This is a genomic window from Caballeronia sp. J97, assembly GCF_905220305.1.
In the GTDB taxonomy this organism is placed as follows: domain Bacteria; phylum Pseudomonadota; class Gammaproteobacteria; order Burkholderiales; family Burkholderiaceae; genus Caballeronia.
In genome coordinates this window covers 151,503-170,365 of record NZ_CAJMZL010000011.1, presented here as the reverse complement: position 1 = coordinate 170,365, position 18,863 = coordinate 151,503, and the positions used below count along the sequence as shown (strand labels likewise).

Annotated in this window: 17 protein-coding genes; 12 read left to right on the top strand and 5 right to left on the bottom strand. The window is 62.3% G+C overall.

Annotated features, from left to right (window positions below):
- Positions 1–64 precede the first annotated feature (64 nt).
- The gene (locus U4Y90_RS16750) at positions 65–1,009 is read right to left on the bottom strand and encodes a glyoxylate/hydroxypyruvate reductase A (RefSeq protein WP_321796092.1); all 945 of its coding nucleotides are present in this window, start codon (positions 1,007–1,009) and stop codon (positions 65–67) included.
- A gap of 39 nt (positions 1,010–1,048) precedes the next feature.
- Positions 1,049–1,639, bottom strand: coding sequence for an amino acid synthesis family protein (locus U4Y90_RS16745; protein ID WP_321796090.1), 591 nt, complete (start codon positions 1,637–1,639; stop codon positions 1,049–1,051).
- A 228-nt stretch (positions 1,640–1,867) separates the two neighbouring features.
- On the opposite strand from U4Y90_RS16745, the gene U4Y90_RS16740 reads away from it, so the two are divergent.
- The 12 genes from U4Y90_RS16740 (at position 1,868) to U4Y90_RS16685 (ending at position 15,514) form a co-directional block, all read left to right on the top strand.
- Entirely contained in the window at positions 1,868–3,712 is a 1,845-nt protein-coding gene (locus tag U4Y90_RS16740) for a helix-turn-helix domain-containing protein (RefSeq protein ID WP_321796088.1), read from the top strand.
- A gap of 93 nt (positions 3,713–3,805) precedes the next feature.
- On the top strand, positions 3,806–4,786 hold the full coding sequence (locus U4Y90_RS16735) for a flavin reductase family protein (protein WP_321796086.1): 981 nt from the start codon (positions 3,806–3,808) through the stop codon (positions 4,784–4,786).
- 14 nt (positions 4,787–4,800) lie between these two features.
- Entirely contained in the window at positions 4,801–6,312 is a 1,512-nt protein-coding gene (locus U4Y90_RS16730; protein ID WP_321796085.1) for an aldehyde dehydrogenase, read from the top strand.
- A 31-nt stretch (positions 6,313–6,343) separates the two neighbouring features.
- On the top strand, positions 6,344–7,429 hold the full coding sequence (locus U4Y90_RS16725) for an LLM class flavin-dependent oxidoreductase (protein WP_321796083.1): 1,086 nt from the start codon (positions 6,344–6,346) through the stop codon (positions 7,427–7,429).
- 17 nt (positions 7,430–7,446) lie between these two features.
- The gene (locus U4Y90_RS16720; protein ID WP_321796082.1) at positions 7,447–8,268 is read left to right on the top strand and encodes an alpha/beta fold hydrolase; all 822 of its coding nucleotides are present in this window, start codon (positions 7,447–7,449) and stop codon (positions 8,266–8,268) included.
- Positions 8,265–8,624: an NIPSNAP family protein gene (locus U4Y90_RS16715; RefSeq protein ID WP_321796081.1), complete on the top strand. Its 360-nt coding sequence runs from the start codon at positions 8,265–8,267 to the stop codon at positions 8,622–8,624. Before U4Y90_RS16720 ends, U4Y90_RS16715 begins: the two co-directional genes overlap by 4 nt.
- Positions 8,617–9,795 (top strand): betaine/proline/choline family ABC transporter ATP-binding protein, encoded by a 1,179-nt coding sequence (locus U4Y90_RS16710; RefSeq protein WP_321796080.1) that lies wholly within the window; start codon positions 8,617–8,619, stop codon positions 9,793–9,795. The genes U4Y90_RS16715 and U4Y90_RS16710 overlap by 8 nt, the downstream gene beginning before the upstream one ends.
- Positions 9,788–10,723: a proline/glycine betaine ABC transporter permease gene (locus tag U4Y90_RS16705; RefSeq protein WP_321796152.1), complete on the top strand. Its 936-nt coding sequence runs from the start codon at positions 9,788–9,790 to the stop codon at positions 10,721–10,723. The genes U4Y90_RS16710 and U4Y90_RS16705 overlap by 8 nt, the downstream gene beginning before the upstream one ends.
- A gap of 107 nt (positions 10,724–10,830) precedes the next feature.
- The gene (proX, locus tag U4Y90_RS16700) at positions 10,831–11,853 is read left to right on the top strand and encodes a glycine betaine/L-proline ABC transporter substrate-binding protein ProX (protein WP_321796078.1); all 1,023 of its coding nucleotides are present in this window, start codon (positions 10,831–10,833) and stop codon (positions 11,851–11,853) included.
- Between the two features lie 11 nt (positions 11,854–11,864).
- Complete coding sequence (locus U4Y90_RS16695) at positions 11,865–12,257, top strand: carboxymuconolactone decarboxylase family protein (protein WP_321796076.1); 393 nt, start codon at positions 11,865–11,867, stop codon at positions 12,255–12,257.
- An 849-nt stretch (positions 12,258–13,106) separates the two neighbouring features.
- The gene (locus U4Y90_RS16690) at positions 13,107–14,081 is read left to right on the top strand and encodes a ferritin-like domain-containing protein (protein WP_321796074.1); all 975 of its coding nucleotides are present in this window, start codon (positions 13,107–13,109) and stop codon (positions 14,079–14,081) included.
- Positions 14,082–15,148: 1,067 nt separating this feature from the next.
- Positions 15,149–15,514 carry a response regulator gene (locus U4Y90_RS16685; RefSeq protein ID WP_321796072.1) on the top strand — a complete coding sequence of 122 codons (366 nt, stop codon included), beginning with the start codon at positions 15,149–15,151 and terminating at the stop codon, positions 15,512–15,514.
- A gap of 330 nt (positions 15,515–15,844) precedes the next feature.
- Here the strand turns inward: U4Y90_RS16685 and U4Y90_RS16680 are convergent, their stop codons facing one another.
- The 3 genes from U4Y90_RS16680 to U4Y90_RS16670 all read right to left on the bottom strand — a co-directional run bounded on the left by U4Y90_RS16680 (position 15,845) and on the right by U4Y90_RS16670 (position 18,570).
- Entirely contained in the window at positions 15,845–16,561 is a 717-nt protein-coding gene (locus U4Y90_RS16680; RefSeq protein WP_321796070.1) for an SDR family oxidoreductase, read from the bottom strand.
- A 222-nt stretch (positions 16,562–16,783) separates the two neighbouring features.
- The gene (locus tag U4Y90_RS16675; RefSeq protein ID WP_321796069.1) at positions 16,784–18,127 is read right to left on the bottom strand and encodes an MFS transporter; all 1,344 of its coding nucleotides are present in this window, start codon (positions 18,125–18,127) and stop codon (positions 16,784–16,786) included.
- Between the two features lie 71 nt (positions 18,128–18,198).
- Positions 18,199–18,570: a tautomerase family protein gene (locus tag U4Y90_RS16670; RefSeq protein ID WP_321796067.1), complete on the bottom strand. Its 372-nt coding sequence runs from the start codon at positions 18,568–18,570 to the stop codon at positions 18,199–18,201.
- Positions 18,571–18,863: the final 293 nt, after the last annotated feature.

Below are 18,863 nucleotides of genomic sequence, written 5' to 3'. Positions count from 1 at the left end.
GCGATAGCGGGATACGCGCGCCGCCGCATCGGCGGGAAGGGTGCTGCGTCGTTTGTCTGCACGTTCAGTAGCCCCGCACGATATCGACGTTGCCGGGAATGCGCCCCGACGATCGGAATTCCCGGATATTTCCGGCGATGACTTGCGCCGCGGTCTGCTGATCGGTGGGCGCGGAGACGTGCGGCAACACCGTCACGTTCGGGTGTTCCCACAGGCCGGAGGTCGAAGGCAGCGGTTCGACGTCGAAGACATCGAGCACCGCGTGCGACAGGTGCCCCCGATCCAGCGCCGCGACAAGATCCTGCGTCACGACAATCGGCCCTCGCGAGAAATTGATGAGCCCCGCGCCCGCCTTCATCGTGTGCAGTCGCTTCGCGTCGAGCAGACCGGCCGTCTGTGCCGTCAAAGGCATCAGACTCACGACGACGTCGCTGCTCGCTAACACTGCATCGAGCCCCGCGTCGCCGGCGAATGTCTGGACACCGGGCACCGTCTTCGGCGAGCGACTCCAGCCTCTGACCACGAACCCCGCGCTGACGAGCGTCTTCGCCGCTTCGGTCCCCAGTGCGCCGAGCCCCAGCAGGCCGACAGAGCGTTGCGACGGCTTCCGGTAAGCGTGCTGCTGCCAGACGCGCAACGACTGCTGTCGCGCATACCGGGGCATATCGCGATGCAGGTAATACGTCCACGCGAGCACGGCCTCCGCCATCGTCCGGGACATTTCCGGGTCGACGAGACGAACGACGGGCGGACTGCCCGCCGGCAGCCCGGCGACCAACTGTTCCACGCCGGCCCACAGGCTCTGTATCCACGCCAGTTTCGGCAGTGTCGCGATGTCTTCGGGCGCCGGATTGGCGACGATCGCGACCGTCGTCGCCGCCCGTTGCGCAGGCGTGAGCTCGTGAAGCGGCTGGATCGTTTCTTCCGGCAAGGCCGACCGTAACGACGCGAGATACGGCGCCTGGTATTCGGCGGACATGCGGCTCAAAAAGGCGATGGTCGACGACATGGTGCGTGCGATCGTGGATGGCGATGCTCGAATGGCCCGTCAGGCCGATGTCTGGTCGAGGCCCATTTCCTGCATGTCCTGAAAGCGATCGGCGATACGCGGATGCACGCGACCGCCGTCGGCGGCGCCGATGGCAAGCAGGATCTCGTCTGCCGACGGCGCGTCGGCCAGTTGGAACGTGCCCGTGATGAAGTGCGATCGCTTGCCCGTCTCCGATTTGTGAATCATCGGCACCGACAACAGCGCGCCGGGACCGACGCGCGTGTTCGTGAAGCTCAGGAATGCAGTGCCGCTCACGGCATGACGAAACAGATTGCCGAATCGCAGGGTGTGGATGATCGCCGACGCATGCTCGATCTCGCCATTGACGCCGACGACCGCGGCCTTGCCGTAGGCCTGCACCTGCTCGCCTGGCATCACCTCCACCAGCCGACGGGTCATGATCTCGCCCAGTTCGGGCGCGACGCGCAGAATTTCGGGGCGCAGGTTCTCGACGAAACCCTGCCCTGCCCAAGGGTTGCGAATGACAGCAGCAACGATGACGGTCGTGATGGGCGTGCCGGCGGTCTTGCCGCCTTCGCGATAGGTCGTCTCGACGAAAGTGGCGATCTTGCGTACTTCCTTAAGCATATGCGTCTCCAGATGGCGGACCGGTCGTGGCCTGCGGATCACGTCCCGGCGAAGGAACCCTGAATGGGAGAGGACAAGGCACGCGATGTCGAAGAACGATGTCGTCCATGCCCGTTGATACCGATGCTAAGGACGGTTCATCGAGGCGTCTTCCTCCGATTCGGAGGAAGATCGTTTTTTTCTTCCGTTGCTTTGGTGTAGATTGGCCCGCAGCGGAGGAGACACCGAATGCCCGAACGAAAACAACGACTGATGGCGTTGCGCTACGTCGCCAGTCAGATCAGCTCAGACGAAGACCTCGACGGCCTGTTGCGCGATCTCGTGCGTTCCGCGGTGCAGCAAGACGACTGGGACCTCGGATCGGTGATGAGCATCGACCTGGCGCACGGATACGGTCTCGTGGTGACGCGATTCGAGACGAGCATCCTGCCGCAGCACACCGAGGACCGCTGGGAACTGGCGACCAGCCCGTCGTTGATCGCATTGCAAAATAACGAGCCCGTCTATATTCGCGACGCCCTCGAATCGACGCAGTTTCCCGGCTATCGGCGCGAAGCGAAGGAACGCGGTTATCGCACCGTGCTGGTTTTGCCGATGTCATCGAAAGACTCGGAAGGCCGGCCGATGGTGCTCACGGTGGCATCGCGTTCGGTGCGTGACGTGAGCGAGGAAGATCTCACGTTCATGGCCACCGTCGTGCATCTCGGCTCGATCGCCATCGAGCGCGCGCATCGGCAACGCGCCCAGCACGAATCCCACTTGCGCCTGCAGAACGCGCTCGAAGCCCAACGACGTCTGTTGCGGGATGTGCTCGCCGGCGGGTCGGTCGAGCATCTCACGTCGACGTTGGCCGATTTGCTCGGCGGCCCCGTACTGGTCATCGATTTCTTTGCCAACCATCTCGTGGGCGCCGGATCCCCGGCCCCGGCCAGCATCGGCGATGCCGAATGGCAACGCTGGCTCGCCGGCGCTTTCGGGCGGGAGACCGTCACCTTGGTGCGCGAGAGCATCCAGCGCTTCCAGCAGACCTCCGTCGACCTTCCGCTGCATCGCGGACTCAACGTGAAAGCGGCCATCGCGCCTCTGAAGGTGGACGAAGAACTCGTCGGCGCACTGCTGACATTCGGCGTCACCGGATCTGGAGACCTGCATCAGCTCATGCTCGAAAGCGCCCGATTCGCATTGAGCGTACAGATGATGCGCAGCGTGGTCCGGTTCCGCTTCGAGACGAGAACGCTGACCGAACTCTTCTTCGAGATCGTCGAGCGCCGCTGGCGCGACGAGGAAGACATCCTGCACCGCGGGCGCCGCCTCGGCCTTTCGTTGATCTCGCCATTGCGGATGCTGGTGGTCGACTTTCCCGATCAACGGATTCCCGCGGACGCAGCCCGCGCAGCCAGCAATCTCTCGGTGGAAAGCCACGGCACGGTCGAGTTGCTCGCGCGTCAATCGCACGTCCCCATTCATATCGTCACGGTGGGGAGCGGTCTCGTTTGCCTGATCCCGCAAGACGGTCTGCGCGACGTGTCGGCTTTGCCGCGGCTGGCGAAGCGCATCTCCGAGACGCTTGCCCGTTCGCTCGGCCGCGAGCCGATCGTGGCGATTGGCGAGGTTTTCAAGGGCATCGAGCCGTTGGCGAGCGAATGGGAGCGTTGCTGGCGAATGATCCGCGTCGCGCGCAAATTCGGGCGAAGCGGGCCGCTGGATATTCAGGGGCTCGGCCCGTTGCCCATGTTGATGGGGGCCGCCGACTCGGCCGACGTGCACGGCTTCGTGGACGGCACCATCGGTGGTCTCGTCGACCACGACCGTTCGTCGGGAACGCCGTATCTCGACACGCTCGCCGCCTACCTGCGCTCTGGATGCCGCAGCCAGCCCTGCGCCGACGCAATGGGTCTGCACGTCACCACGCTGCGTTATCGGCTGTCGCGCATTCAGGAGTTGTTCGGCATCGATGTCGAGTCACCGGAACGGCGCTTCGCGGTCGAACTCGCCATCCAGCTCCACACCCTCACCAATGTTGGGGCCGGCCCGGCCGCATCAAGGAAAACCCTGCCGCGCAATCGAGATTAATCAGGCGATCCTCTCCTACGGATCGCAGGAAGCCGACGCAAAATCGGTCGCCTATCGTTGACCTCAACGTAACGACGTTTCGAGGTGATCGATATGCAATTCCCGGCCCGAGGCGAACTCGCCGCCATCGACCCGGTCGCGCTGCGCCGCGCGCTCGGCACTTTCGTGACCGGCGTGACCGTGGTGACGACGCGCGACGCCGACGGGCGTCCCCGCGGCATGACTGCGAACTCATTCACGTCGGTGTCGCTGGACCCGCCGCTGCTGCTCGTTTGCATCGGCAAAGGCGCCGCGAGCTACCCAACCTTCCAGGAAGCCGGGCATTTCGCCGTCAATCTGCTGCATGACGGGCAGACGGACGTGTCGAATCTGTTCGCGTCCAAGTCCCCCGACAAGTTTTCCGACGTCGGTCACGACACAGTGCACACCGGTGCTCCGGTGCTTACCGACTGCCTGACGTGGTTCGACTGCTCGGTTCACGATCGGGTCGATGCCGGGGATCACGCCATCCTGATCGGCCGCATCCATGCATTCGGCACGAGTCCCGCCGCACCGCTGGGCTTCTGCCGCGGACGATATGCACACGTCAAGGATCCGCTGCCGCCGGGCTGGCTGTCGTCGCACGACATGATCGTCGGCTATCTCATCGATGCGGGCGGCAGCCTGCTCCTTGCGCAGGACGGCAAGGGCGGCTGGGTTCTACCTACCGCTCCGCGCCGCGTCACGCAGGGGCGCCTGCCGCTGGCTGGCGGCGGCGAACTGGCGCTGCTGCCGGACGACACGTTCCTGTACTCCGTGTTCGATACGGCCGAGAACGATCCGGGCTATCTCGTGTACCGGGCCCGGCTGGCCCAGCCGGCGGCCCTGGCCACGCTGCCGCCGCCGTTCCGCTTTTTCCCCTTCGATCACCTGCCCTTCGACGACATCCCGTCGCGGGAAATCCGGTCGATGCTGCGTCGCTATGTGCGCGAAACGGGCGGCGGAAATTTCACGATCTACATGGATTCGCACGACGGAGGTCGCCTCGCGAGGGTCGGCGACGCCCAGCCGTGGGATCAACCCATTCACGTTTGAATTGGAGCAACTCGATGCGCACAACGCTGCAGTCACTGGAAGGTTCACGCCAACGACACTTCATCGACGGCGACTTCACCGAGCCGCATGACGGCGAGTATCTGCAAAGCTTCGACCCGACCACGGGCAAGCCCTGGTACGAATTCGCGCTGGGCGATGCAGTCGATGTGGATAGCGCCGTGCGCTCGGCACAGGCGGCCTTCGCGAACCCGACGTGGCGCCGCATGACGCAGACCGAGCGCGGCAAGCTGGTGCGCCGCCTTGGTGAACTGGTGCTCGAAAACGCCGATGCGCTCGCCGCCATCGAATGCCGCGACAACGGCAAGCTGCTCAAGGAGATGCGCGCCCAAATGCGCGCCATCCCGGATTCGTACTTCTACTTCGCCGGCATGGCCGACAAGTTGCAAGGCGACACGATTCCGGTAAACAAGCTCGACACGCTGAACTTCAACACGCGTGAGCCGCTCGGCGTCGTCGGGATGATCATCCCGTGGAATTCTCCGCTCATGATGCTGACGGGCACGCTGGCGCCGTGCCTCGCGATCGGCAACACCATCGTCGTCAAGCCGTCCGAACACGCCACGGCGTCGACGCTGGCGCTCGCCGAACTGGTCATCCAGGCAGGCATCCCGCCCGGGGTCGTCAACGTCGTGACAGGTGACGGCAGGAAAACCGGCGACACGCTGACCCAGCATCCGGGCATCGCCAAGTTCGTCTTCACCGGCAGCACCGTCACCGGCCGCCGCATCGCGGGCAATGCTGCCCAGAATCTGGTGCCGTGCCAGATGGAGCTCGGCGGCAAGTCTCCGCACGTCGTCTTCGGCGACGTCGACATCGAGCGTGCAGTCAACGGTGTGGTCTCCGGCGTGTTCGCGGCCGCGGGACAAACCTGCGTGGCCGGCTCGCGCTGTTTTGTCGAAGCCTCGGTCCACGACCGGTTCGTCGAGGCTCTCGTCGAGCGCACGAATCGAGTGCGCGTCGGCCACCCGACGCACGAAGACACCGACATCGGACCGCTTGCGCTCGCCGCACAGCTCGACAAGGTGGAGACCTATGTCGCGTCCGGCATCCAGGAAGGCGCCAGGGTCGCCGCTGGCGGGCAACGCCCCGCGCGCAGCGACCTGGCTGGCGGCTGGTACTACGAACCCACCGTGCTGTCGAAGGCACGTAACGACATGCGCTTCATGCAGGAGGAGATTTTCGGCCCGGTGGTCGGCGTGATGCCGTTCAGCGACGAGAAAGAGCTCATCGAGCTGGCCAACGCCACCCATTACGGTCTCGCCGCCGGCATCTGGACGCGGGACATCGATCGCGCGATGCGCTTCGCCCGGGACGTCGACGCGGGCACCGTCTGGATCAACACCTATCGCTCGGCTGCCTACATGTCGGCAAATGGCGGCATGAAACACAGCGGCTATGGACGTCGCGGAGGGTTCGAAGTCATGCGCGAATTCTCCCGCGTCAAGAACGTCGTCATTGATTACTCGGGTGCGATGCAAGACCCGTTCGTGATCCGCCTGCGTTGAACCATCGCCAACTGAATCCCGGAGATTAACGATGAAATTCGCAGTTTCGCTCAGCATGGAACGCTTTTCGCCCGACGACTCGATGACACAGGCGAAGCAAAACCTGCTTCATCTCGCCCGCCTCGCCGACCAGGGCGGATTCGAGACGCTCTGGACGGCCGAGCATCACACGATCGAGTGCACGATTTCACCGAATCCGTTCATGACGCTCACGTGGCTATCCCAGCACACCGAGCGGATCCGCCTCGGTACGGCCACGCTGGTCGCCCCCTACTGGTCGCCGATCCGGCTCGCCGGAGAAGCCGCCATGTGCGATCACCTGACCGGCGGCCGGCTCGAATTCGGCATCGCCCGCGGCGCGTATCAATACGAGTTCGATCGCATGGCGGGCGGAATGCCCCAACAGGAGGGCGTGGCCTATATGAAGGAGCTGGTGCCGGCGGTCAGGAAGCTCTGGGCAGGCGACTATGAGCACGACGGCCACTACTGGAAGTTTCCGCTGGCCACGTCGGTGCCGAAGCCGCTCCAGCAACCGCATCCGCCGATCTGGGTCGCCACGCGCGATCCGGGAAGTTTCGACTGGGCAGTCGGTATCGGCGCCAATATTCTGTCGACACCGTTGTCGGCCCCCGCGTCGGAAATCGCCGTGCTCGGCGAGAAGTTCCGCAAGGCGGTCGCCGACCATCCTGAACGCCCGCGCCCGCGCTTCATGATGCAACGGCGCACGTGCGTGTACGACCGCCCGCAGGACTGGGAAACGGCCGTGCGGCACAGCGTCGACTATGGCCGCTACTTCGAGAACCTGATGCAGAACATCGGCGCCGTGCACAACGGCTTCCCGGAGGCCGTTCCATACGAGGCCGTGGTCAATCGCGGCAGCTACGATCCCGCGGCCATCAGGGAGAACCTCATGTTCGGCACTCCGGACGAGATCATTCGCAAGCTGGAAGTCTACGAAGCGCAGGGCGTCGACCAGTTTTGCCTCGGGCTGTCGTTCAACCTGCCCTTCGAGTTGCAGGCGAAGACGCTTCGGCTGTTCATCGACGAAGTCATGCCGCACTTCGCCGGCCGCGAACGCGCGGATCGCCACGCGGCGCTCGCCGTCGCAGGGCGCTGAGCCCAGAGGCCCTCGACATGAAGGATTTCCTCGACGATACGATTCAAGTCGGCGACGTCTCGCTGCATTACCGCCTGCAGGGGCGCGGACCGCGACAGCTCGTCTGTATTCACGGCGTCGGTTCATACCTCGAGGCCTGGGACGATGTCGTCAGCCGGCTTGCCGACGATTTTCGCGTGCTGACGTTCGACCTGCGCGGACATGGGACATCGTCCCGCGTGCGGGGGCGGTATGAGATCGACGATTTCGTCGGCGACGCCCTCGCGCTCGCCGACCACGTCGGCTTCGACCGGTTCCACCTGGCCGGCTTCTCGCTCGGCGGACTCATCGCGCAGCGCATGGCCCTGTCTCATGCCGGGCGGCTGCGGCGGCTCGTGCTGCTCGCCACGGTGTCCGGGCGTACCCGCGAGGAACGCGAGCATGTGCTCGCTCGCCTCGCTGCGCTGAAAAACGGCGAGCGCGGGTCTCACTACGACGCATCGTTGTCGCGCTGGCTCACGGAAGACTTCCAGGCACGCAACCCGGAGCGGATCGCGTATCTGCGTCGACGCAACGCGCAGAACGATCCCGATTGCTACACCTCCGCGTACCGCGTGCTCGCCGAGACGGACTTCGGCGGATTCATCGATCAGATCCGCATGCCGACGCTGATCGTCACGGGGGAAGACGATCGAGGATCGAATCCGCGCATGGCGCAGTTCATGCACGAATGCATCACCGGATCGCAACTGGAAATTCTGCCCGGTCTGCGCCACTCGATCCTCACAGAGGCGCCGGAGCGCGTCGCATCGCTGTTGCGCGCATTTCTCGCCAACGACGTATCGGAGGCAAGCGCATGATTCTCGAAGAGCGCATCTATCGCATCCGCAACGGCTGCATGGCGCGGTACTTGAAACTCGTCCGGGACGAAGGTCTGAAAATTCAGCAGCCCATCCTCGGACACCTGATCGGCTACTTCACCACCGAGATCGGCGTGCTGAGTCAGGTGACGCATCTGTGGGCATACCCGAGCCTGGACGAGCGCGCGCGTCGTCGGCAAGGCCTGGCACAGGATTCCCGCTGGCAGTCGTTCGTTCCGCAACTGTCGGAACTCATCGAGCACGCGGAGAACCGCATCCTCGTGCCGACCGACTTTTCCCCAATGACCGCGTTTGCGCCGCTGTGCGGCGCGCATGAGGAGATTCGCCGTGACTGAACGTCTCCGCATCGAAAATTTGTACAAGGTTTTCTCCGACAGGCCGGCGCCGGCGCTGGCCATGCTCAAGGCCGGCCGGCGCAAGGCGGACGTGCTCGAAGCGCTCGGCGAGGTCGTCGGGCTCGACGATGTCTCGCTCGGGGTGCCGTCCGGGGCGATCTACATGATCATGGGACTGTCGGGCTCGGGAAAATCGACGCTCGCACGATGCATCAATCGATTGAACGAACCCAGCGCCGGCCGCATCCTGCTCGACGGTGACGATATCTGCGCGCTCGATGAGCCCGGGCTTCGCGAAGTGCGGCGCAATCGCATCTCGATGGTTTTCCAGCACTTCGCCTTGTTGCCGAATCGGCGCGTCATCGAAAACGTCGAGTTCGGTCTGAAGCTGCGCGGCATGCCGGCCGCGGAACGACGCCGTCGCGCCGAAGAAGTGCTGTCGATCGTCGGCCTTGCGCGCTGGGCGTATCACATGCCCCAGGAACTGAGCGGCGGCATGCGTCAGCGCGTCGGTCTTGCACGGGCACTGGCGACCGAGGCCGACGTGCTGATCATGGACGAGGCGTTCAGCGCGCTCGACCCGCTGATCCGCACCGAAATGCAGGACGAGCTGCTGCGCCTGCAAAAGACGCTCAACAAAACCATCCTCTTCATCACCCACGATTTCCAGGAAGCGCTGCGGCTCGGCACGCGCATCGCCATCATGGCCGACGGCCGCCTCGTTCGCGAAGGCACGCCGCAGAACATCGTGATGGAGCCGGGCAGCGACTACGTGGCCGCCTTCACGCGAGACGTCGATCGCGCCCGCCTGTTCGACGCGCGCTCGGTGATGACGGCGCTCTCGCCCTTGTGGCAGGGCCAGGGGAAAACGGTCATGGCGTCGAACGCCGGCGCGCCCGGCTTTCTGCTGGATGCGCAGGCACGTGTTCTCGGCACGCTGGACGGCGCCCAGGTCGCGAGCGCGTGCCGGGGTGAGGCCGTTCCACAAGCGAACGGACAGTTCACCAGCGTCAGCGCGAGCATGCGGCTCATCGACGTCGCGGGCAGGTGCGGTGGCGAACATCCGATCGGCGTCACCGACGATGACGGCAAGCTGATCGGCGTACTGGATGCGAAGCAGGTGCTCGCTCGAATTGGCGCCGGCGTCGGCGCGGGAGCTCAACATGTTTAATGCCGACCAACTTGCGATCTTCCCCTTCGATCAATGGATTCAGGAGGGCGTGCGATGGATGGCCATGCACATGCGACCGCTCTTCCTGTTGATCAAATGGCCCGTGGAGCGTTTGCTCACGTTCAACGACGGCGTCTTCCATGCCGTGCCCTTCCCCGTCATGGTGCTCGTCGCGTTCCTGATCTTCTGGCGGCTGGCCAGCGTGGGTGTCGCTGCGTTCAGCGTGGTCGTGTGCGTCGTGATCGCGATGCTCGGCGTGTGGAGCGAAGCCATGACGACGCTGTCGCTGATCATCACCGCGATCCTGTTCTGCGCCGTCATCGGCATTCCGATCGGCGTATGGAGCGCGCGCAGCGAGCGAGTCTGGATGATCGTGCGTCCCCTGCTGGACATCATGCAGACGACGCCGACGTTCGTGTACCTCGTGCCCGTCGTGATGCTGTTCGGTGTGGGCAACGTGCCCGGCGAAGTCGCCGTGGTCACGGCCGCGATGCCACCGCTGATCCGCTTTACGCATCTCGGCATTCGCATGGTGGAGCACGAGATCGTCGAGGCCGGGCTCGCATTCGGCGCCGACAAGCGACAACTGCTGTGGGAAGTGCAATTGCCGCTGGCGATCCCGACCATTCTGGGCGGGCTGAACCAGACCGTCCTCACGGCCATGGTCATGTCCGTGGTCGTGGCCATGATCGGCGCCGAAGGCCTGGGGCTCGTGGTGCTCCAAGGCCTGGGACGGCTCGATGTCGGTCGCGCGGCGGTCGGCGGGATCGCCATTGTGCTGCTGGCGATGATGCTCGACCGCTTCACGCAGAAACTCGCCCGCACTCGAGCGCGCAATCAGCCTACGTTCCGAGCCGTGATTTCCCGCTTTTTCCGCGGAGGGCGTGACGCGCCGCACGCCAGTGGCGACCCCGAACGCGCGCTCTGACGTTCGCGCGCGTCCAGCCCTTTTCGAGAATCTTCGCCGACGGCGCTCGTAGTGGCGCCCCGTACACCCCGCGGTCGTCAGGGCCGTGAATACTCCGAAGGGATGAAATGAAAGAAATTCTGAAGTCCGTCGCGATGCTGGCCGTGTCGATGACGATGACCATGACCGTGAACGCGCAGACCTTGCCGGGCAGCGGAAAAACGATCCGCTACGCGCAGAGCGATAGCTTCGGCGGCAATTATGTCGTCGCGCAGATCGTGAGCAAGGCGTTCAAGATGCTCGGCTACGACGTCAAGCTCAGCACGATGAATACGACCCTGTTCTTTCAGGCGGTCGCCCAGGGCGACGTGGATCTGGCGACCGACGTGAATTTTCCGCAGCGGGAACCGGGATTCCGTGCGGTCGCCGACCAGGCGACGGTCGTGGGCTCGGGGCTGATCGCCGGAGACGGCATCAACGGCTATCTCATCGACAAGAAGACCGCGCTGGCCTACAACATCACCAGCCTCGAGCAACTGAAGGATCCGAAGATTGCCGCGCTCTTCGGCAAGGATGGCAAGGCGGAGTTGATCAGCTGCGATCCGGGCTGGAGTTGCGGCGACGTAGTCGACTATCAACTGGACAAGTTCGGTCTGAAGCAGACCGTCAAGTCCGTGCGCGGCAAATATGAGGCGTTGATGGTCGAAGCCGTGACGAAAGTGAAGAGCGGCAAGCCGGCCTTCTTTTACGCGTGGAGTCCGTCGTGGGTGACCAATGCGCTGGTGCCCGGTGTCGATGTGGTCTGGCTCCCGACGCCGGCCGATGCATTGCCGCCGAACGTTCCCAACAAGGGATCGGCTCTGGTCAAAAACGTCGAGGGATGCGCTGGCGGCGCCAACCCTTGCCACATGGCGATGGCGTCGTGGAACTGGGGTTCCGTCGCCAACAAGGAGTTCATTGCCGCCAATCCTGCCGCCAGGGCGCTTGTCGAACAGATTCGCTTCCCGGGCACGACCTGGTCGCGCTGGGAAGCCATTATCAGCAAGGAAGGCGGCTCGCCGGCGCTGGTCTCGAAACTGTCGGACGAGTGGGTCGCGGCGAACAAGGCGGAACTAGGCCAATGGGTCGCCAACGCCAGCAAGGCTCACTGACCGAGGACATCATGAACAACGCACTCTTTGAAAAGGGGCTGGCCACTCGACGCGAAGTACTGGGAGCCAGCTATGTCGATGCCGCCATGGCCAATGCCGACCCGTTCAGCCTGCCCATGCAGGAACTGGTGACACAGTATTGCTGGGGCGAGATATGGAACCGCCCCGGGCTCGACCGACGCACGCGCAGTCTGCTGAACCTGGGCCTGCTGACTGCGCTGAACCGCCCCCATGAACTCAAGCTGCATGTGAAGGGCGCCCTGACAAACGGCGTTACGCGCGACGAGATCCGCGAGGTGTTTCTCCAGGCCGCGATATATGCAGGTGTCCCTGCGGCGATCGACAGTTTCCGTATCGCCAAGGCCGCATTTTCGGAGATCGACGAGGTCACGGAGACTTCGTGAGTAAGCTGCACACGTATGCGCGCGCGGCTGCATCGGATCGTCGGCCGGTATCTGAAGGCGAAGCGCGTCGCTGCGGCATCGGTCTCGGGCAATGGCCGGAACGCGCGCCCACGTGACCACGCGTTTCCATCGCGTGCCGCAATCGCACGAGCAGATCGGCCGGCCCCGGTATGAGAGTTCGCGTCAGCGCTTTCGAAATCTTCGAATATCGATGCATCCGCGCGCGGGTTTCCTGCGTATCTCTGGCAAACAGCCACGTCCATGCGGTGCGAGGGGACCACCTTGTGTGAAGACATCTCTATAGATGTAGTTACCACCCTGAGATGACCGATAAGGCCGATTGGAGCGTCATCGGCCAAAGTGCATCGTCTTGGCGTTGAACTCCCCAGCCGCGTGAACAGGCACGTTGCGCGACCTTTCTGTTCAACCAGCGTTAGCGGCTGCCGTTAAAGTCGCCGGTGATCGTGATGTTCAATCGTCGCCGACGCTTCCGCGTCCTCATGAGCATTGGCGCTCTGATCTCTTTGCCTGATCGCCCTGGCTCTCCCGCCGCGCGACACGGCGCGTGGTTGAGCGGGTGTCTTTCTCAGGCATGCCCTGAGTGACGTTTATTTCCGACTCTGCTGATCGGATGACGTAATTCGGTAGCGCTTCTGCGTCGAAGTGAAAGCGTCTGTTACCACTCGCATCTGCCGCGCGGGGCCGCTTCGTACCGCTTGGTGTGGTTGCCAGATAGTCGGTTGCGGTCTGCTCACCACCTGCTAATTCCAATCGAAAGAACGGCGAAGTCGATGGCCTCGTCTTGTACGGCCGTTCGTCATTTATCTGATCGAGATAAAGGAGATAGACATGCGCGAAGATATCGTGATGGCAGGGGTGCTCGAGCGGCGTGCCGGGCGCCGGGAAAAGCGGCGCCAGTTTTTCCGTAATGCGGGCGGGTTGGGCCTCGGATTGATCGGAGGAACGATCCTCGGCGCGTGTGGAGGAAGCTCCGGCGACAATGCCAACGCAGCGAGCGGTCCGACCGATGCAGAGATCTTGAATTTTGCGCTCAATCTCGAATATCTCGAGGCGACGTTCTACGCGTATGCGACGACGGGTGCGGGCCTCTCAACGAGCCTCATGAGCGGAACCGGCACTATGGGCAAGGTTACTCCAGGTCAACAGGTGCCTTTTTCCGATCCTGTCGTGGCCGCCTATGCAAGAGAGATCGCGAAGGACGAACTCGAACACGTCGCATTTCTCCGTTCAGCGCTGGGCTCCTCGGCGGTAGCCATGCCGGCGCTGGATGTCGGCGGAACCGACCCCAACGGAGCGTTTTCACTTGCCGCTCAGGTTGCTGGCCTTGCTCCGGCGGGCACCGCATTCAATCCCTACCTGAATGACAATAACTTCCTTCTGGGCGCGTTCATCTTCGAAGACGTAGGTGTGACCGCGTATAAGGGTGCTTCACCGCTTATTGCGAACAAGACCTACCTTGAAGCGGCCGCGGGTATCCTCGCGGCTGAGGCTTACCACGCAGGTCTCGTCCGGACAGTGCTTTATAGCAAAGGCATTCAGACGCCGAGCCTCGTGACTGCAACCCAAGCCATTTCGAACGCGCGAGATTCACTCGATGCTTCGAGCGACGTCGATCAGGGTATCGCTGGCGCAACAAACGACATCTCCAACATTGTTCCGCTCGACAACAACGGGATCGCCTTCAGTCGAAGCTACGACGACGTGCTCAACATCGTCTATCTCAACAAGGGGGCCGTCAGCCAAGGCGGTTTCTTCCCCGCCGGAGTAAATGGCACGCTCCATATGAGCAGCGCTTTCATGTGATCCATTCACATTGATAGCGTCCCGTCGCATGCGACAAAAGTCGCGAGGCTCTTGCAGTTTTTCGCCTCGCGACCTCTATTGCTTCCAACAAGGAGTTTCAAGTGCGCGCTTTATCTGCAGGTGCCTGGCGGTTTCGCCTGAAACTTATGCTGGCAGCGTTATTCATTGCGGTAGGCTGTGCATTGACACTGCTCCATACGTGATTTCAGGCCGACACAACCCAAAGAACCATCGATCAGTGCATCAGAAGCCAGACTTCTTGCTCGCAACGATCGAACGGGCGCAGAAAGCGAATCTGCTCTGACGCTTCGAACCTCTCGGGGGATCGATCGGTCGTAGCTTGTTTCGCGAGCAAGACCCAGGCACCGCGCGACGTCGCCGGCATAGCACCGACAATCAACTGACAGAAGAAAATACTTCGATGACTAACTTTAACAACCGTTCGTTCGTCGTTGGACTGGCCGCGATCGTGTGTTTGCTTGGCGTCTTCTCGCTTTTGTCTAATCATGGGGAGCGCTGAACGGACGGAGAAGGCTGGTCATCTCGCTACCTCAGTTCCGTCGTAACCGGCAAAGTTAGCGGTCAGACGCCGGAAGTGGCGCTGAGAGACTCATCCAGATCCGACCACCTGCCCGAGGAGAGGCAGGCAGCGGTATCGGCGAGCGATGTCGAAATCGACACGAGGCCGGCTTTCAAGGAGAGGGACGATGCAATGCCGGCCCGAAATGAAAGTCATCGCGACATCGCCGGATCACACAACGGCGCGACAAATCACACGCGTCCTCGCACCGCTAATAACACAAGGAATTCGGATACGCTGCCAAGGACTGGCAATCAACGCGGCGTGCTGACCGATGGCACACAGCGGACGATTGACTCCGTTCGGGAGCACTCGGCCAAAGAGTTCCGATCGAAAAAGCTGCTCTCTCGTGGAGTAATCTCTTCAACGCATCCTCTGAGAGATCGATGATGGCGCGGCGGTGTGGGCAGCGCATGAGCCGATCAAATGGGCATCAACCTTGCATAAACCACGCCTGATCAGCCATCAACCATCATCGGGGACTCGAATGAACATCCTTGTGCTAGATGACGATTCAGACTTCGCTGTTTCGATTGCTCAGCTGATTGAAAAGATGGGACATACAGTGACCGTCTCGACCAAGTGCGCGACGGCCCGAAGCCTCGCTGATACCACGCCATTCGACGTCATTTTGGCGGACGTCGATTTACCCGACGGAGACGGCCGACAGACATGCGGCATCTTGCGCTTGGATGGCGCGTCGCAAGCCGCGTATATCATCGCGGTGACGGGTCGTAGTGACCTCGAGGACGACGATTTCCCAGGTTTCGATGGCTACCTCCGCAAGCCTGTGACCTACGACGTGCTCGACCACGTTTTGGAAGAATGGCGAGTAGCCGCAGGATTGGACTAGTCGCTGCTTGTACGCTAGCCAGCTCTTGATCGTGCGCGTACTCCAGTGCGTGGCGCCCGCAGGCATGGATGTCAGAGTGATCAACCGAACGACACCAGAGAGGCGCTACGAGCGGAGACAACGGCGGGAACAATACCCTCAAAGGCACGGCCGCAGTCGCATCGAGCGCCAGAAAGCGACTGCCAGCCCCTACCTCCGTCTCGACGACAGTCTATGCCAGGGTCGCCCGACTCGATAAACAAGCCTGATGAAGCCGTGTCGATGCGCGCCGATAAGCGGCCGGCCCGCGCACGCAGGCACGTCCTGCAGGCCGTGTACGAAACGCTGTGCCTACTGCGCTGTCCATCCGCCGTCGATACGCAAACTCGTACCCGTGATCATTGCGGCGGCGGGCGACGCGAGATACAGCACCGCTGCGGCGACCTGGTCGCTCGAGAGCAGGCGGCCCATCGGGATTCGTTCGAATACCCAGTTCCTGAACTGCTCGTTCTCGAAAAACGGCTGCGTCATCGGTGTATCGACGAATGTGGGTGCGACCGAATTCACACGTATTCCGGGCGCGAGCTCGACAGCGGCTGCTTTCGTCAGACCTTCCATCGCGTGCTTCGTCATGCAGTACACGGATCGTTCAGGCGCGCCCACGTGCCCCATCTGCGACGAAATGTTGATGATGGCGCGGTCACCGGTTGCTTCACCTTCGAGCATCTTGCGAACGGCCGCTCGCGTCGCCAGGAACGTCGCACGGACGTTCAGACCGATCACGAAGTCCAGGTCCGAAGTGGTGACGTCCGCAAGTCTCGCGGGAATGTTGGTGCCGGCGTTGTTGACGAGGATGTCCAGCCTGGGAAGCTCGTCGAACACCCGCTCCAGTTGATCGTCTTTCAGGAGGTCGCACACGACGGGCGTGCACGCGCCACCCATTCGACGAATACGAGCAGCGACCTCATCGAGTTCCCGTCGATCCCTGCTGAGCAGATGAACGTGTGCTCCGGATCGTGCGAGCAAGGAAGCGATGTCCGCGCCAAGGCCACGGCCCGCGCCAGTCACGACAGCGCTCTTTCCTTCGAGATTAAAAAGTCCGTCAGACATATGTCTCTCTGTTAATTCAAATCTGGTCGATCGATTCCTTCGCGGGCTACGTCCACGCCTTGCGGCCGCCCGCTTACACAGGCCCGATTGCAGGCAGGCGAGCGGTGTCGCGTACGAGCACGATCACGAGACGCCTGAACTCCCGCGGCCGCTTCGTCTTCATGATCTCGTCAAGTCTGATCAGCCTTCACGCGGGGTGCCGGCCGGAATCAGACTCGCCGCTGACGGCGCCCTGCGCTCCTGAGCAACCCTCGCGAACAGTGCGCAAACGAGGGTGATCCCTGCCGCGATCATCGCGAAGATAGCTACGGGCGTGTAGTCGCCGTACTTCGCGAGCAGCGCCGTGGCGATCAGCGGCGTCGGCGCGCCGGCGAGCAATGCGCCCAACTGGAAACCTATCGTTACGCCGCTATAGCGGACTTCGGGGCTGAACATCTCGGCGAACCATGCGGCCATCGGCGAGAACACGGCAGCATGTGCAATCGTGATCACCATGATCTCGGCAAGCAGGATCATCGTCGGATTCCCGGTGCCTACCATCCGGAAGAACGGATATGGCGCCAGCACCGCAACCAGTGCGCCGAAGATCACCACCTGCTTTCGACCGAACTTGTCCGATAGCGCACCAAAGAGTGGATTCGTCAGTAGTTCGAGCGCGGCGGCAATCAGGATGGCGACCAGCACCGTCTTTCGAGGCAAGCCGAGATGGCTCGTCATATACGTCAGGCCGAAGGTCGTGAATACGTAGTACAGAATATTGTCGGCAAAACGAAGACCGGCGGACATCACAATCGCTCTCGGAAATCTGCGAACCGCCTCGACAATAGGCAGCTTGACGGTCGAGTCGGTATCGAGCACCTTCCTGAAGGCAGGCGGCTCTTCGATGCGAAGTCGAATCACGAGACCCACTGCGACGAGCACCGCACTGAACAGAAACGGAATGCGCCAGCCCCAAGCGAGAAACTCCGCCTCAGGCAGGCGGCTCGCCAACTCCATCCCACCCACTGCCATGCACAGGCCGGCAGGAAGGCCCATCTGCGGGAAACTGCCGTAAAGTCCGCGCCGTTTCGGGCTGGCATGCTCGACTGCGATCAGCGCTGCTCCGCCCCACTCTCCGCCCACCGCCAGACCTTGCACGATGCGCAGCAAGATCAACACGACCGGCGCAACGATTCCGATACTGTCGTACGACGGCACGAGACCAATCAGCGTGGTCGACAATCCCATTGCCAGCAGCGTCGTCACCAGCACGAACTTGCGCCCGACACGGTCGCCGAGATGGCCCGCGACGATGCCGCCGAACGGCCGTGCGATGAACCCCACCGCAAACGTGCCGAACGCCAGAAGCGTTCCCGTCAGCGGATCTCCACCGGGGAAATACAGCTTGCCGAAAACGAGTGCCGAGGTGATTCCGTATAGAAAGAAGTCAAACCACTCAATGGCACTTCCCATGAAACTGGCGATGGCGATCGTCACCATCTTCGGTGACGATCGCTCTGCCGCCGTCGAGTCCTTGATGTTCAAGCCTGTCTCCTGATGCATAGGTATGCGAATGTGTATGAACTTATCGACTGTCCGTATCGCGTGATCGTCTATCACGCGTAGGGAGGATCGGGCAACTGCCGGCCGCCGCGAATGATGAATTTAGGATTGAATTCGAGCAGACCGGTCTCGATACGGTCTTCCGAAATTCCCGCATAGTCACTGAAAATGGCGCTCACTTTCCTGACCAGCGTGAGTTTCGCGTCCTCCGATCGCCCCGCCCGAATGTTGCACATGATGAGGGTGTCGCCGCCCGGCTCTCCGCCCACGTAGCTACTTTCGGACGCGAGGTCGTTGAAGACGACGCTGATGATTTCGAGCGGGGACTTGATGGTCTCGTTCACGGCGAGAGTGATCGCTTTGGCGATCTTCCGCTTGATGTCGACGTCCAGTCCGGCACGCGTGTTGCAAACGATGATGGGCATTTCCAGGAACTCCTTCGAAGTTTGTTGGGGATGCGGTGTTGCGGTCCAGCGTGATTACGTATGCGATATTTGAGCGGCAGCGCCGCCGGATCGCTGCCCGCCCGATAATCTGTTGCATATGCATCTATATGAGCGCAGCGTATCCAGGAGAAGCCGATGCGCACAACGATTCATACCTTGCCTCGGCTCCTCGCCGGTCGCCATCTGCTGCTCCGAACCCATGACGGTGCCGACCCAGAAAACAGATGCATCTACAACCGATGTATATGCAACAGTCTAGTAACAATCGATGC